The organism is [Clostridium] cellulosi (genome assembly GCF_036762875.1).
Lineage (GTDB): Bacteria > Bacillota > Clostridia > Oscillospirales > Ethanoligenentaceae > Ruminiclostridium_D > Ruminiclostridium_D cellulosi.
Genome location: NZ_JBAIZF010000026.1, coordinates 35,336 through 51,587, shown reverse-complemented (window position 1 = coordinate 51,587; position 16,252 = coordinate 35,336). Strand labels below are relative to the sequence as shown.

At 36.4% G+C, this 16,252-nt stretch carries 14 protein-coding genes and 1 pseudogene; 12 read left to right on the top strand and 3 right to left on the bottom strand.

Annotated features, from left to right (window positions below):
* Nucleotides 1-93: 93 nt before the first annotated feature.
* A complete protein-coding gene (locus V6C21_RS08035) occupies nucleotides 94-1,122 on the top strand; it encodes a metallophosphoesterase (protein WP_479268768.1) in 1,029 nt (342 codons plus the stop codon).
* 110 nt (nucleotides 1,123-1,232) lie between these two features.
* Here the strand turns inward: V6C21_RS08035 and V6C21_RS08030 are convergent, their stop codons facing one another.
* Nucleotides 1,233-1,466 (bottom strand): hypothetical protein, encoded by a 234-nt coding sequence (locus tag V6C21_RS08030; protein WP_479268767.1) that lies wholly within the window; start codon nucleotides 1,464-1,466, stop codon nucleotides 1,233-1,235.
* Nucleotides 1,467-1,540: 74 nt separating this feature from the next.
* Here V6C21_RS08030 and V6C21_RS08025 point away from each other — a divergent pair, with 74 nt between their 5' ends.
* Nucleotides 1,541-2,989, top strand: coding sequence for a recombinase family protein (locus V6C21_RS08025; protein WP_479268766.1), 1,449 nt, complete (start codon nucleotides 1,541-1,543; stop codon nucleotides 2,987-2,989).
* 65 nt (nucleotides 2,990-3,054) lie between these two features.
* Nucleotides 3,055-3,579, top strand: a pseudogene (locus V6C21_RS08020) (manganese catalase family protein); the annotation flags it as partial.
* Nucleotides 3,580-3,657: 78 nt separating this feature from the next.
* Here the strand turns inward: V6C21_RS08020 and V6C21_RS08015 are convergent.
* A complete protein-coding gene (locus V6C21_RS08015; protein WP_479268765.1) occupies nucleotides 3,658-7,314 on the bottom strand; it encodes a hypothetical protein in 3,657 nt (1,218 codons plus the stop codon).
* A 377-nt stretch (nucleotides 7,315-7,691) separates the two neighbouring features.
* Between V6C21_RS08015 and V6C21_RS08010 the strand changes: the two genes are divergently transcribed.
* Complete coding sequence (locus V6C21_RS08010; protein ID WP_034836663.1) at nucleotides 7,692-8,087, top strand: hypothetical protein; 396 nt, start codon at nucleotides 7,692-7,694, stop codon at nucleotides 8,085-8,087.
* A 480-nt stretch (nucleotides 8,088-8,567) separates the two neighbouring features.
* On the opposite strand, the gene V6C21_RS08005 is transcribed toward V6C21_RS08010, so the two are convergent.
* Nucleotides 8,568-8,972, bottom strand: coding sequence for a hypothetical protein (locus tag V6C21_RS08005; RefSeq protein WP_479268764.1), 405 nt, complete (start codon nucleotides 8,970-8,972; stop codon nucleotides 8,568-8,570).
* A 655-nt stretch (nucleotides 8,973-9,627) separates the two neighbouring features.
* Between V6C21_RS08005 and V6C21_RS08000 the strand changes: the two genes are divergently transcribed.
* The 8 genes from V6C21_RS08000 (at nucleotide 9,628) to V6C21_RS07965 (ending at nucleotide 15,838) form a co-directional block, all read left to right on the top strand.
* The gene (locus V6C21_RS08000; protein WP_479268763.1) at nucleotides 9,628-11,613 is read left to right on the top strand and encodes a peptidase domain-containing ABC transporter; all 1,986 of its coding nucleotides are present in this window, start codon (nucleotides 9,628-9,630) and stop codon (nucleotides 11,611-11,613) included.
* Nucleotides 11,610-11,882 carry a hypothetical protein gene (locus tag V6C21_RS07995; protein ID WP_479268762.1) on the top strand — a complete coding sequence of 91 codons (273 nt, stop codon included), beginning with the start codon at nucleotides 11,610-11,612 and terminating at the stop codon, nucleotides 11,880-11,882. The genes V6C21_RS08000 and V6C21_RS07995 overlap by 4 nt, the downstream gene beginning before the upstream one ends.
* A gap of 147 nt (nucleotides 11,883-12,029) precedes the next feature.
* Nucleotides 12,030-12,359 carry a hypothetical protein gene (locus tag V6C21_RS07990; RefSeq protein ID WP_479268761.1) on the top strand — a complete coding sequence of 110 codons (330 nt, stop codon included), beginning with the start codon at nucleotides 12,030-12,032 and terminating at the stop codon, nucleotides 12,357-12,359.
* A 10-nt stretch (nucleotides 12,360-12,369) separates the two neighbouring features.
* On the top strand, nucleotides 12,370-12,564 hold the full coding sequence (locus tag V6C21_RS07985) for a hypothetical protein (protein WP_034836672.1): 195 nt from the start codon (nucleotides 12,370-12,372) through the stop codon (nucleotides 12,562-12,564).
* A 752-nt stretch (nucleotides 12,565-13,316) separates the two neighbouring features.
* Nucleotides 13,317-13,796: a hypothetical protein gene (locus V6C21_RS07980; RefSeq protein ID WP_034836674.1), complete on the top strand. Its 480-nt coding sequence runs from the start codon at nucleotides 13,317-13,319 to the stop codon at nucleotides 13,794-13,796.
* A gap of 211 nt (nucleotides 13,797-14,007) precedes the next feature.
* Nucleotides 14,008-14,355 carry a hypothetical protein gene (locus V6C21_RS07975; protein ID WP_034844509.1) on the top strand — a complete coding sequence of 116 codons (348 nt, stop codon included), beginning with the start codon at nucleotides 14,008-14,010 and terminating at the stop codon, nucleotides 14,353-14,355.
* Between the two features lie 619 nt (nucleotides 14,356-14,974).
* Nucleotides 14,975-15,343, top strand: coding sequence for a hypothetical protein (locus tag V6C21_RS07970; RefSeq protein ID WP_479268760.1), 369 nt, complete (start codon nucleotides 14,975-14,977; stop codon nucleotides 15,341-15,343).
* Nucleotides 15,344-15,706: 363 nt separating this feature from the next.
* Nucleotides 15,707-15,838 carry a hypothetical protein gene (locus tag V6C21_RS07965; protein ID WP_479268759.1) on the top strand — a complete coding sequence of 44 codons (132 nt, stop codon included), beginning with the start codon at nucleotides 15,707-15,709 and terminating at the stop codon, nucleotides 15,836-15,838.
* The last annotated feature ends 414 nt before the right edge of the window (nucleotides 15,839-16,252 follow it).

Sequence of the window (16,252 nt, the reverse complement as noted above, 5' to 3'; positions counted from 1 at the left end):
AATTATATATTTTTAAATCTACAAGAAATAATAAAACAACGTGGCGTCTGCTGTTTTGTCGAAACCAAAAATATCATAGGAAAGAAGGGATTTTTGGAATTGAAATTAATAAAAATCAAGCGTTTAGCCCCACGCCTGCTCTGTATTATTTTGCTGATGGCCTATTTGCCTTTCAGCGGCATGGCGGTAAACGCTAAGGCACCGGCAAATATTAACCCCACTCAATCCCATGATATAAACACTTCTTTCTGCAAGGAAGACAGAAGTTTTAGCTTTGCGTGGCTGACGGATACGCAGTATTATACGTCGAAATACCCTGATCTTTATAAATTGACGGTTCAATATATACTTGACAACCGGGAATCCAGAAATACGAAGTATGTAATCCACACCGGCGATATAGTGGATAACTCAAAAAAAGAGTATCAATGGATAAATGCCGATAATTGCCTGTCTCTCCTCGACAACGCAAAAATGCCCTATGGTGTGCTGGCAGGAAACCACGACGTAAATCACGATAAAAAAGACTATTCCGAATATGACCGTTATTTCGGTGAAAAGCGTTTTTGCAGCAACATCTGGTACGGCGGTTCTTATAAAAACAACAAGGGTCATTATGACCTCATATCGGCAGGCAGAAATGATTTCATCATTGTATATATGGGCTGGGGAATCAGCAAAGCCGAGTTTGACTGGATGAACCAGGTGCTGGCTGAACACAAAGATAAAACCGCAATCTTGTGTTTTCACAACTATCTTAACAACACCGGCCGGCGTGACTTCGTCGGCGAGGAGATATTTAATAATGTAGTAAAGCGCAACAAAAATGTGATAATGACCTTAAACGGCCATTATCACGGCGCTGCCAGAAAGGAAGACAAAATAGACGATGACGGCGACGGCGTATATGACAGAACCGTTTATCAAATTCTCAGCGATTATCAGGAAGGCCCAATGGGAGGCGGCGGCTATATACGCTATATCACCTTTGACACTAAGGCAAATAAGGTTTCAATAAGCACATACTCGCCCTATTTTAATGATTACAATTTTTTAACAACAATGAAAGCCGCCGTGACTCTTATGGATATCAGGATGAATTCACTTATCCATTGCCCTTAAAGAGCCAAAGCTTATTTGGATGGCAGCACCGCATCACTGATTTGATACCCGGCTGGCATAAAAGCAAGTAAAAGAGCCGCCCGTTTGTGCATAAACATGAACAGACAGCTCTAATTTTTATTCTTCGTCATGCTCACATAACTAAAAGCAGTTCTTATGCTCGGATAGCCGCCTCTTAAAGTGGCTGTCAGATTTTTATCGCTAAGTACCGGCTTTAGAAGCTGCAGCTTGATTTGTCCTGCAAATGCGCGCCTTTGAATCTCTGACAGCTTATCTATATCGTATTCTTTCCCTTCAATATAAACTGAAGCGGCGGTGGCAATCTCCCTCTTAGCCTTTGCCATAACTGTCACCCAAACCTTGTGCCGCAAAAACGGATTGCGAGTATTTTCATTATATGCGAAGGCGGGTTTGTCATATGAAAGTAAGGCGGGCGGCATGTTATATCCGCGTATCGACGGACGACCAGGTTGAATATTCACCTGATTCCCAGCTAAGAGAGATGCGCATATACGCTAAGCAGCACAATATTGAGATTCTGGAAAACCATATCTATATCGACGAGGGGATTTCAGGCAGGAAAGCAGAAACAAGGCCGCGTTTTCAGGCGATGATTGCAAATGCAAAGACTAAGCCAAAGCCCTTTGACCTCGTGCTGCTGTATAAATTCAGCCGGTTTGCGAGAAATAGAGAGGACAGCGTAGTATATAAGTCGCTTTTGAGAAAAAAGTGCGGGATAGATGTAATCTCGATAAAGGAACCGCTCGACTGCGACAATAAGATGTCCATTATCATGGAAGCCTTTATCGAGGCTATGGACGAATACTACAGCATAAACCTTTCTGAGGATGTCCGGCGGACGATGACGGAAAAGGCCCTGCGTGGCGAATATCAGTCCTCCCCGCCTTTCGGCTATCAAATGAAGAACAAAGCGCTTGTCCCTGTCCAAAATGAAGCGGCGGCTGTGAAAACAATTTTTGAAAAGTTCTTAAGCGGCGAAAGCTATTTGTCGATTGCCCACTGGCTCAATCTGGCCGGCTTTAAGACGCATAGGGGCAATCCTTTTGAAAACAGGACAGTGGAATATATCATAAAAAACCCCGTGTATATAAGCAAAACTCGCTGGACCCCTTCCGGCAAAGATGGGCGGAAACATTCAGACAACACTATAATTGCGGATTCAACACATGAGCCGCTTGTGAGTAAGGAAGTTTGGGAAAAAGCCCAGCAGAGGGCCTTTCAGTTAAAATCCACATGCAGGCCGCGGGCTACACCGCAAAACAGGAATAAAGACTGGCTGTCGGGTTTGGTGGTATGTGCCTCATGCGGCAGGGCCCTTGTCAAATGCGGCCCTTACTGGAGATGCGGCGGTTATGCCCATGGCCTATGTCAAAACAGCCAATATATCTCTGACCAGATAATTAAAGACGCGGTGATAAAGCGCATAGCAAATGATATCCGATGTGAAGCTGACAGCAATAGCCTTGCAATCCGGCAAGGTCAAGACAACAAGTCAAGAATTGCCGGCTTGCAGTCTCAGCTAAAAAAGTTTAACACAGCATTAGAAAGAGCGCGCAAGGCCTATTTAATCGGAGCGGATACGCTGGAGGAATATAGCAATAACAAGTCCTCGATTATTTCAAAGATTGAACAGATAAATCAGGAAATAAAAGCCTTAAAGGATTCAGAAAATCCGGAAAAACTTGCGGCGGATTTGCATAATTATCTCGAACGCCCTGAATGGGTTCTCATTGACCCGGACTTGCCCATGACGGTCAAATACTCGGCGGCACATAGTATATTTAAGAAAATGATCTTTGACAGACAAAACAACCGATTAAAAATAGAATACAGGCTTGACTATTGAAAAATCAGAGACGGCAAAGAGCACGCAGCCGCTCACAATAAACTTGCTGTCACAACGCTCAGTAAGGGGGACCTGATGGTGAACTTGCCGCTTCACTGCGCTATTTGAGCCAGCGCTACTCCATGCCGTATGATAAGGTTAAGGCAGTATTGAATGACATAGGTACCGAAGAGATGGCGCACTTTGAAATGATCGGTGCGATAGTACATCAGCTTACCCGCAACCTTTCCGAAGAGGAAATCAAAAAGGGCGGATTCGCAGATTACTTTGTAGACCATACATTAGGCGTATATCCGGTATCGGCCGCCGGAAACCCCTTCACTGCGGCATATATCCAGGTCAAGGGTGACCCGATTACCGACCTGCACGAAGATATGGCTGCTGAGCAAAAGGCGCGTACAGTTTATGACAACATACTGCGCTTTGCCGAGGACCCAGACGTCCGCGACCCGATCAAATTCCTGCGGCAAAGGGAGATTGTACACTATCAGCGTTTCGGCGAAGCGCTGCGCATTGTCACCGACCATCTCAACTCAAAGAACTTCTATGCGTTCAACCCTGCATTTGACAAGTGCCAAACAAAGAAATAATCAGGACAATAAAGGTTGCAATAAAACCCCGGGGATATCGTATTTCAGATATCCCCGGGGGTTTTGGTATATTGGTACTCATGATATATTTTCTAAAAACTCGCTCAACGAAACCTGTTGCTTATATTGTTGAAATTTAGTTATTTTATCTTCAAGATAATTTGCATGCTCTATAAGCCCCAGTTCTGCTAACCTACCTTTTATTTCCCGCAAAAATGAAATTTTCTGTTCAATAGTCGGTATTTCACTTCCCCACCAGCTTATCATATTCGGAAATAAGTAGATTTTTTTAAAATCTTCAAAGTTTTTATTATTCTCACAGAAAGTTATTATTGACGACATTCTTTGTTCTTCAGGTAAATTCCTTATATCGCTGAATAATCTTTGGATAATATTAATATTGGTAGAGTTTTTCTTAATATAATTATTCAGCCACTCTTCTTGCTTTGATTCGAGAATATCATCGTTATTTTTATGGCTAAAGAGATTAGTTAAAATTAATGAAAAATTATTTTGTTTATTATCCAAAAGTATAGCGTCAACTGTAGCTTGTATTAGTTCTTTATAATTGCTTTGCTTCCAAAATATCATAATTTTTTCATAATCGCCCGAATATTTTGATGAATGAATAAATTTTACTAACTTATTAACGAATAATCTATCTTGGTCAACAATCCTAATTAATAGATTTCCAAAATAATCAAAACTGCTATTGCATTGCAGTGCCTTTATATAAAAATCCTCAAGCAAAGAAATATTATCAGAAGATGCTTGTACAAAAAGTTCTTGTAAACCTTCATCATAATCAATTTTAATTAACAGAGACGCAGCCAAATTACCATCTACGTCAATATCATTAATTTTTGCAAGGTATTTTACTGCAAATCCATTATCAATTGAATTGATTTTTAATATTGTAGAGGGATTTATTAAATGTTGGTTATCCAATAAGGCAAAAATTGATTCTATGGTAGTTTTGTTAATCAAATCATCCGGTATGTGATTGTATAACTCAGTTAACCATTTATTCTTGTTGCTGAACTGTTTCCTCTCTAAATACTGCAGAGCCTCTTTAAAACCCACAACTTTTAAAAGGCTACTGATAATATTACAGTAACGAATATCAAAAGGAGTATCTGCATCAATATAGTAATCTAAAACAGATAAAAATTTATCTTTATCAGTTATTAAAGATTCAAAAGTAATACTGATACTTTCTGAAATAAACCAATTATTACAATGTATTTGACAACGTGATAATTCGTTCCACAAGTATTTATAAGCTAATGGTTTTATGTCCATACTCAATTGCATTACATCATGTTTATGCTTTTCCATTCTTTCTTTAAAATTTTTAACATCAATCGAATAATCTCTTGAAAAAATAATGTACATTCTAAAAATATTATTTCCTCTAAAACCTTTTATCTCATCAGGTGGCTGAATTTTTAACCGTCTACAAATTGTGTAAAAATGATAATTTATACAGCAATCTTGAAAATTTTCTTCTTTTAGAATTGTTCCAAAGTATTTGCTATAACTATTCATATCTTGTTTCACAATATCCGTATGTTCACCCTTGTATGGTGAATATGACATTAGAGCATTTATCACATATTTTCTATAGTGGTTATCTCTATATAATTGAGATAACACGTCAAAACACATATCTCTTAATTTATAAATTTCTGAACATTCATACAAAGGTATAGGTCTGATATCCCAATTTACAAGCTTATTAAATTGAAATTTTAAACAATACTCTATATATAACAACAAATACCTAGCTGATGTAATGGAGTTTTTACTTTGATAATGACTATATAATGCCTCTAGCAATTCTTGTTCTTTCTTGTACTTATACTTATGTGAATTTTCATCATATCCCCAATAATCTGTAAATAATAAGTATAAGTCCATCGGGTATTTTGTATTACGTTCTAAATATTTAAGAGAAAGCTCAATAGCTTGCGGAAACAAATCTGTATTTTTAAATCTCGCTAATATCTGAATTAATTGAGACTTTATATTATTGTTGTGACTTTTTCCCATGAAATCGTATTCTTCCAGATTCGAATGATATTCAGGAAGATTTTCTATCAGATTCTTTATCACCGATAAGGACTCAATAGGTATTATTTCTATAAAGCTCTCTATGAATTGTAGTTTTGTATTATTATCACTTTTCTTTATATTTTGCCAAGCAAACTTTATTTCTGTCTGAAGATAATCAAAATAATCTTTCGTATAAAAAAGTTGAATTAATGTATAAAAAGCATAGACAATGTGTGACCTATACTTAGGAAACATTCTTTTGATGATATAAGAAGGTTGTATCAATTTTTCTTTATAAAATACATAATACAAGATATAATCCCGCATATTTTGGTTATTGAACTTGACAGCTTTATGTTCAGCAAAAATATTCACGATTTCTTCTTTATGTAGATAATTACAAGCTTCACAAAATTCTTTGTATGATATTCCTTTTTTATTCGCAATTTCTAATGGTAAACTATTGCTTTTGATAATAAAGCTATCAAAGATCGCGATGATTCCGGCAACTAAAATCAGATTGGTATTCATTTTTTTTATTCTATCGTAAAAATAAATGTCAAATACCTCTATCGCATTGTATAACGTCATGGTTTTATTGATAATGCACTTACCTGCCATTATTGCTAATCTAATGTTTCCCTTAGCAATATTTAATATTTGTTCCTGGTATTCTGGATTATTAATTTCTAAATTTTCTGATAATATCTTTTTTATATCCTCGTCTTTTATACTCTTAAGGGGATATTCATTACATTTGACTTTCATATATAATGCTGTTTCATAAACTTTTTTCTTTGCGTAGTCTCTAACAGTCATGACAATTTTTAACTTATATTTTTTTGTAAAAGAGTTGCAAAGTTGAAAAATGAGATTAAGTTGTGTTAGTTCATTAGCGTCATCAACCATAACTAAATAACTAGTATCATAATCAAATACTGAAACCAGATCATCATATATTGGCTCACCGTTAGATTTGATAATTTTCAAACTGAAGTTGTTTTCTTCACAAAATTCTTTAGATGCTTCTAATGTCAATTTAGTTTTGCCAATACCGGATTTTCCAGTAACAACTACAACAGGATGATTTTTGATTAATTCCTTCAACTCTTCTTTTTCTCTATCTCTGCATAGTAATTTCATATCTAAGGGGGTTGAAAATTGGGATTCATCATTTTCCCTTATAAAATCATCTATATCGAAAATCTGATGTGTATCAATATTTAAGTTAAGGTAATCTCTTGCAAGCGTTTGAAAATGATAACAAATATCTTGAGCCACTTCCCTGATATTTATTAGTATTAGATTTTCAAACATTGAATCAAGTTCTTTTCTCTGTGAGGGACTTATATTTGTTGTTGTAAAACAGCATATTATCTGCTTAATATCATTCTTACTGATATGCGTTATACTCTCATCTAAGCATTTTTCAATATCTTTTTTAACTTTTTTAAACGAATTACTTGTATGTCCATATTGTATAAAAATATACTTTCCATCATCATCTATTACATATGAATCCGGAGTCCCTTTAGTTGTCTTGTTGGATCCGACATCACTACCATATGGCATAATATTTTTAAACTTACATTTTTTACATAAGTAAGCATCCATTAACCTTTGATATTCTCCACCATCAAGGCTCATAATCGCCTGCTCAATTTCAGCTGTAGTAGCCATAATTTCACCTCGTTTATATAATATTACATATAATTTTAAACTTATCTAATTTAGCTTTCAACAGTAACCGGGGATATCGTATTTCAGATATCCCCGGGGGTTTTGGTATATTGCATTATTAAAAAACAATACTGTAACATTAAAAATATACCGATAAAGTGGTTAACATTATATAAATATTGACATATTATTATATGTAACTTATAATTAGGCCATAGTTTGGAAACAGTAGACAAATAACTGACGGCCAGGGACGGGGTATTCCCTCCCTTGATGTCAAAAGCCTTTGATTATGTCAATTTGAGAAGTTTAAAGCAAGCGGGTTTTATTAAACAGTACATCCTTGGACACCTTAAATTTAGCAAGGGGTGATAAAAATGAAAAAAAGGATAATTCTAATTGCCGCTGTCGCAGCAGCAATTTTAATCTTTATATTTCTTATTCCCTTTTTAGCTGACGGTACTACGCAAAGAGGATTTATTGAAAACAATACTAAGAATAAGTGCCAGGCATCATTTATGTATTTTGACGGTGTAAAGACCAAATCATTGCGCTTCCCCAAAGATAAGGAAATTCACATCACATGCAGTGTAAACTGTGAGAGCGGGAATCTGCAGGTTCTATTGATTAGCCCAGACGGCAAAACATTATTTGAAAATGAAAATGGCACAAAAGAATATTCATTCATCCCAGAAAGTTCTTCAAAGTACACCGTAAAGTTTGTGGCAAGCCAAGCCAAAGGGAACTATGATTTCACATGGGCGGAAAAATAGCCTGTCGTTCGTATTTTGTAAATTATAAAATCCAGCAACAATTGCTGTTACAGGTTGCTGGATTTTTAATATATCCAAATGTAAGGTCTGATAAAATCAAGCAATTAGTGTAGCATCGGCATGGGCATTACAATGTCACATTTTTAAGGTACAATATGAAAGAGAAAGCAATATAATAGCGGCATCTTGCATTACTTTAGTTATTGTTGGCAACATAACGCATAACCCTCGGCCACAAACACAAATATGTCTGCTGTCCTGTCCGAGTGGGTAACTGTATACTTCTGCCCAAAATAGGCTTATACGGCGTCATCATATCGCGGTACTGCACAAATACTTTTTGAGGATTAACCGCTCCCATCCTCATGCCTCATATAATTATTAATTCTATTGAGAGGCTGTGAAAAGTGCTACATAACAAATACACCTTAGCTCTAAACCTGAGAGCTAAGGCCATTGGCATGCTTAATCAAGTTATAATCATATAAGAAAATTAATTACTGCATATATTAAGTGGCATACGGTGAATAGAACAATCGGAATAACCGCGATCACATTCTTTCGTTCTATTGATAATAATAAAAATGCAATACATGGCGGAATCGTAAGCCCTAATATGACGACTGGGTTTATAGCCCCTGCATAATAGCAACCCCAACACACAAAATAGGCAAGGCAGCAAAGTAATACCGCGATAATTATTGGTGAAAAAGCCATCTTTTTCTTTTCTCTATTTACAACAATACATAGCGTGACAACCATCAGTACCTGACACACCGACGCTACCGCATCTATCGGTTTGGTAGATGAATCTGTACGAAGAATATCGTTTGGCGCAGGTATCGCAAACCACAGTATGTTGGGTATCATAATTATCAAAAACAATAATAATCCCCAAAAATCAAATCCTATTCTATATTTCTTTAACACTTCTATAACTCCTTGAAGACAAGTTTCTATTATTATAACAGCTATATCTGACATTGGGTAGATTAATTGCATACCGCTTTATGTGTGGTTGAATTTTTTATTTTTTGATACTATAATTAATTTATAAGTCTAATTATCCAAGATGATTTGATAGGACGAGCTCATTGTCCAAAGAAATATATTACATAAATTTTGGTGGTAAAATTAAATGAGAGAACGGCAGATTCATGTTTTATTAAATATTCGCAGCAAAAAAGGGAAAATCATATATGAGGTTACTAATTTTCTAATTTCCTTTAACAGCATATATTTTTTGGGCGTAAAGCCGAGCATAGAAAATGGACTTAAGCCAATATACTTTCTCTGCATCGTTCCTCCTGTAGTATATAACCTTATTTGGTACTTTGCCGGCAATTTACGGAGAAAATCACGTTGATTCTGCCGCATAGGGGTATGGATTCAAAAAGTTATGTATATTAAATATTGACCTCGACATAATTTAATTGTTTTGATTTTTATTATCCATAATTTTGATGATATTGACATTTTATTATTTATTTATTATAATTTATGGTAACAAAACTGTGAAATAGGAATAGAGTGACGAATATTGAAATTCAAGTGTGTTAAACAGCATGATGCAACAGACTGTGCCGCAGCAGCTCTTGCTACGGTTTGCCTTACATATGGGAAAGATATAACAATAACAAAGTTGAGAGACATTGCCGGAACTGATATCAAAGGTACTACGGTTAAAGGTTTAATTATGGCGGCGGAACAACTTGGATTTATTGCAAAAGCAGTTCGTGTCGACCATGATGGTTTTTTGAGCAAATATACATTACCGGCAATCGCACATATAATTACGAAAGAAGGTCTTACTCATTTTGTAGTTGTCTATAAAGTAAATAAAAAAAGGGTTATTTATGCTGATCCGGCCAAAGGCAAGGTAAAGCAGGATATCAACGATTTTTTCGAATTATTTGACGGAGTTATGATTTTGCTTGCCCCAACAAACGAATTCAAACCGGAAAAGAAAAGTAATAAGTCTATGGCAAGCAAATTTATCAAACTTTTAAAACCTCAGAAAAAGCTTTTTGCTTCAGCCATTGTGGCCTCTGTTATATTAACCATTCTCGGAATTGTGTCGTCATTTTTCAACAAAGTACTTGTCGATGAGATTCTTACATATAATCTAAAAAACCAGCTTGCTGTATTTTGTATAGCCTTTATTCTAATCGCTTTAGTAAACGTAGGCATTTCAGCCACAAGGCAGCAGATACTTTTATATCTTTCACAAAAAATAAACATTCCATTGCTTATCGGCTACTTTAAACACATCTTTTCTTTGCCCGTTAAATTTTTCGCCACAAGAAAAACTGGTGACATACTTACCCGTTTTTCCGATGCCTTTACTATAGCGAATGTATTTACCGGTATGACCCTTTCACTTGCTATTGATATTGTGCTTGCGCTTGCATCTGCCGTAATGCTTTTTATAATGAACAGTACACTTTTCACTGTGGTTGTAGTTCTAACGCTTATAAGTGCGGCACTGGTGTTTATATTCAAGCACCCTTATAAAAAAATCAATTTGCAACAGATGGAACAACAGTCGCGGTTAAATTCACAGATAATCGACAGTCTTCGCGGTATTGAAACAGTCAAAGCGATGGCAAATGAAAAAGAAACTCTTGAGAAAATAGAGGAAAAATATATAGCGTCGCTTCGGATAGCTTTCCGAGAAGGAGTCCTGCAAAACGCACAGGGTTCAATATCAAACATTACATCATCAGTTGGAAACATGGTTATCATGTGGCTCGGAGCATCCATGGTTATGAATAGTAAAATAACACTCGGTACTCTAATGACCTTTGCAACTTTATCAGGTTATTTTATGGAACCAATCGGCAGATTGATTAATTTACAGCTAAGTGTTCAGGAAGCAAGCGTGGCTATGCGCAGGCTCTCTGAAATTCTGGAAGTTGAGCCTGAACAGCCTGACGGTGTAATGAAACATAAGCCTGAAAGCTTAAGCGGCGATATTGTAGTGGAAGATGTTGTTTTTCGATATGGTGCTCGCTCTCCGGTTTTGAACGGTGTCAGTCTCATAATTCCCAAAGGCAAAAAAGTGGCGCTTGTCGGAGAAAGCGGCTCAGGGAAAACAACGCTGTCAAAGCTTATTATGGGCTTGTGGAAAGCTGAAAATGGCAAAATAACGATTAACGGCTACAATATAGATGAACTTGATCTATCAACGCTTAGGGAAAATATAGCCTATGTACCGCAAAATGTAGAGCTTTTCTCTGATACCATAGCAAACAATATTAAGTACGGGAACAAAACAGCTACGTATGAACAAATCACGAGTGCTTGCAGAAATGCGGGCTGCGATAGCTTCATTGACAGGCTTCCGGGAAGATATGACACATTCTTGCAGGAAGCTGGCGCTGACTTATCAGGTGGTGAACGCCAACGACTGGCACTGGCGCGGGCCTTTGTAAAAGAACCAAAAATTCTGCTGCTTGATGAGGCAACTTCCAATCTTGACTTTATGAGCGAAGCAAAAATCTATGATACACTGTTTAGAAAATGAAGAACACTACGATGCTGATAGTCGCGCACCGCCTGTCGACTATACGCAAGTGCGACATTATTTATGTTATGGACAAGGGAAAAATTGTTGAAAGTGGAAGTCATGAGGAACTCCTTAAAAAACATGGTGCATACTATAAACTTTGGGCGTCTCAGGTTGGAATCGACGAACCTGCAAATGAGCTTATTGCAGCATCAAGGGTAGAAAAAACGGACGATGCAACTGAGGACATGTCTCTTGATGACGACCGCGATGAGATTACATACTGACACAGGTTTTAACACCATGTCCCGATGGTGTTAAAATAATCTTTGACAAAGAAGATGGTTCCAATGGGCAATTATAAGCCAACGGAGATTTGTGTTGGAAATATTTGCAGATTTATTAGAATAATAGTAAAATAAAGGAGTGTTTTAATGGAAGCAGTATTAACTTTACCTATGAACGCGATTGATCTCGACATTGACGAGATGGAATATGTTGATGGGGGTGGAACATTTACCTTAACACTTAAGAGAGATTTCCTTCGAGATGTAGCAACTGCATTATGCTCTGCAATATGTGGCATTATTTGTGGAATTATAGGAAGCGCTTGTGGCCCCGTTTATGGAAGTTTAATAGGCGGCTCTCTTGGAGCTGCACTAGGCTGGATAATTGGTGGCAGTTTGTCAAGAAAGTATATAAATAAAGACATCACTTTGAAGATTTGGATACCGTTTGGAAGCTGTTCATTTACGATAAATTGAGGGTATAACAATGAAAAATAAATCTTTAAAAATAATTTCTGCTTTAATAGCCTTTATTGCTTACATTGTTATTGCCATAATAATTTCAGAAACTATATTTAAAAAATACAATGTCAATAGTGTACTTCAATCCGTAATTATTGGTATTATTGCAGGAATTGTAGTTTTTATTTATCTAAGGATAACTCGTCATTTTAAAAAATAGCAAACATAACCGCATAGTTTATACCATTCGATTTATAAAACTCATTACTTGTTGCTGCATCTGGAACTACAGCTGTTGTATGTAGAACAACAGGTACCACAGGCGTGCCGACCGGATAGAACACCTGTCGGCACCGCGGTATCTTTGTTGTGCAAAATTGCCTATGGAATTGGTCTTGGCGTCTAACTAAAAATAGGGACTTTATAAGTTTTAGTACATTCCCATTGGACTATTTACTCGTGTTCAATTTTAAGAAATATATAGGTAAATATATTTTTACGCCTTTTTATAATTATCTTGAACAAAGCAAAACAGAAAAGTCCGATTATTCTCCACTTATTAAACTTTAGTTTTTCAAGTGATTGATTGGTAATAACTTAGAAATTGGTGATTTGTATTAAAAAGAATATACCATATTATATTTCGTCTATAATGTGTATTTTACTAATCTTACCCTTCATTCTAAAAAGATTGCCTATATCATCGTTTGCATTCGACCTTTATTGCTTTTCAGAGATGATTATGGGAATAATTTCTCTCATAGTTTTGGCAGTATGGCTGATTAAAAAAGGAGGGAATTAGCAGGGTATGATCATACCCTGCTATTCCTAACTTAATTTTTAAAACATTTTCTTAGCAGAAACGCGGGGAATATTTGTTTCGAAAAGCTAGATATAAAAATTAAGTGCAAGATAGAAAGCGCAAAGAAATCGGACTTGAAGAAAAATTTTTAAAGGAAGTTGACGAAAGCAATGTCAGAGAAATTACAGCTTCGGGAAAACAAAGCCTTAAAAATTACAAACGCATTAATCTATGGGGCACCGCTTGATGCAAAATTCGACATTCAGCGTATAGTTTACATGATGCAGTCATACATAAAAACTAAAGGTTGGCAAACGCGCGGCCCTCTTATAACCTCAACATCACTCTCAAAGAGTGTAGAAGGCAGTGGGCCAGTACTCAACACGAAAATAATTTTACAGCTCACCAAACCTGCTGAAAGCTGCGAATCACCATATACATTTGAGCCGTTAATTCGTGTGTCGCCGTGTCTGTTTGTACGCTTTACAGGCAGTGTCCAGGATCTGCAATACGCCAGTATGAAGGCGTCCGTTTACGCTTTTGAAAATGACATAAAATTGGACGGCAGCAGCTATACAGTTTTCGTAAACCAGAATGATCAGTATCTACTTGCCGATGTCTTCATGCCAATCAGGCAAGACGTAAAATAATATAGTCCTGCAAAGCATCGGAACTATCGTTTATCCGCAACTCATGAGGACAGCGAGGTACAGACACAGGTTTTAACGCCGTACATACGGTGTTGAAATAGTATTTGGGGAAAGAGGATGGTTCCAATGGGCAATTATAAGCCAACGGAGATTTGTGTTGGCAATATTTGCAGATTTATTAGAATAATAGTAAAATAAAGGAGTGTTTAAAATGGAAGCAGTATTATCATTGCCTATGAATGCGATCGCACTTGACAATGAAGAGATGGAATATGTTAATGGCGGTGCAAACATTCAATTTACAATTACAAAGAGTGTCCTTAATGCTGCTGTCGGTGTTGGAGCTACTGCGGCTGCAACAGCAGCCTTGGCGGCGGCTGGAATTACAGGAGGTGTAGCCGCAGCAATTGTTCCGGGACTTGCTGGCATTATAGGGGCATGTGTAGCAAACAAATTTTTCCCAAGTTCAGTCACATTTAATTATCCTTGTAACGGAAGCGTATATATTTTGTTGTTTGCAATTTCCGGATTTGATGGCAAAATCACTTTAGGTATGTAATTCAAAATTTTTAATTGAGGTCATAATATGCGTATTAATAAATTTTTTAAAGTTTTTTTTGTTGATGCCTTAATCGGTATTTTACTTCTATTCATCAATATTATTGCCCAAAAAGCCATGAATGTTTCTTTGGAGTCATGGATTATTTTTCTTATCTTTATATTAATTATCTCATTTGTAAATAGCTTTGCTTTTAAAAACGGGCAATAGTAGAGTAAGTCAAAGGAGCAGATAATCAACTGTTCCTTTGGCAACTTTTTAATAATTTAGCCAATTTCCCAAAGAGTACATTTGTTTAAAATCTGACAATAAATGGGGTTAATAGCTGCTGACCAATAAATTACAGCTTAGAGAAAACAAAGCCTTAAAACAGATTCTCGATAAACTTTCAAAGTATATATAGAATAACATAATCCCATAGAGCATCGGAACTATCGTTTATCCGCAACTCATGAGGACAGCGAGGTACAGACACAGGTTTTAACGCCGTACATACGGTGTTGAAATAGTATTTGGGGAAAGAGGATGGTTCCAATGGGCAATTATACGCCAGCGGTGATTTGTGTTGGCAATATTTGCAGATTTATTAGAATAATAGTAAAATAAAGGCGTGTTTAAAATGGAAGCAGTATTATCATTGCCTATCAATGCGATTGCACTTGATAATGAAGAGATGGAATATGTTGACGGAGGTTACTCAATATCAAAAATTTCGAACGGTTATTTAATACGTCTTTCATCAAGGGAATGCGGTGACCTTTCAGCTCTTATAGCAGGAGGTACTTCCGTTACAACAGCAATTGCCACTGTTTACCAGTCGCCGGTCCAGCAATTGCTGCTGGTCTTGCTGCTGGATTTGGACTGTGGGGCACATACTTGTGGATATGCTCAAATCATAATGGGATGTACATTCTTGCAAATAAAAGTCATGTTCCTTTTGGCTTTATTATTGCTTGGTAATAACTCAGAAACAGGTGATTTGTATTAAAAAGAATATACCATTTTATATTTATTCGTCTCTAATGTGTATTTTACTAATCCTACCCTTCATTCTAAAAAGATTGCCTATATCATCGTTTGCATTCGACCTTTATTGCTTTTCAGTGATGATTATAGGAATAATTTCTCTCATAGTTTTGGCAGTATGGCTGATTAAAAAAGGAGGGAATTAGCAGGGTATGATTATACCCTGCTATCCCTAACTTATAAGCGCATTAATTTATGCCATCATACTGTGAAATAGTATTGGGAAGACGATGGTTCCTTTCGGCAAATAGCAGGCCAACGGTGATTTGTGTTGGCAATATTTGCAGATTAATTAAAACAATAGTAAATTAAATGAGTGTTTAAAATGGAAGCAGTATTATCATTGCCTATTAATGCGATTGCACTTGATAATGAAGAGATGGAATATGTTGACGGAGGCGATATTGGTAGTTTAATTGTCCATGTAGGCATTGGGGAATTAACCAATCGCTCTTGATGCTGTCGGCGACTCAATAGCAACTGCAATTGAATTGGGCACAGCAGGTAGTGCTACCTTAGCTGTTGGCGCATTTATTATTTTTTGGAATTCAGCGGTAGGCACAGCTGCTAAATTTATTGCCGGTTATGTAATAGGCAGTACTTATAACGGACCGTCATATACAATTCAATTTAGTAATGATTGAATCCCCAATTACAGCAAAATTTTATTATTGATGGTAAAATTAAATGAGAGAACGGCAGATTCATGTTTTATTAAATATTCGCAGCAATAAAGGGAGAATCATATATGAGGTTACTAATAATCTCATTTCCTTTTTCAGCATATATTTTTTGGGTATAAGGCCAAGCATAAAAAATGGACTTAAGCCAATATACTTTCTTTGCATCGTTCCCCCTATAGTATATAACC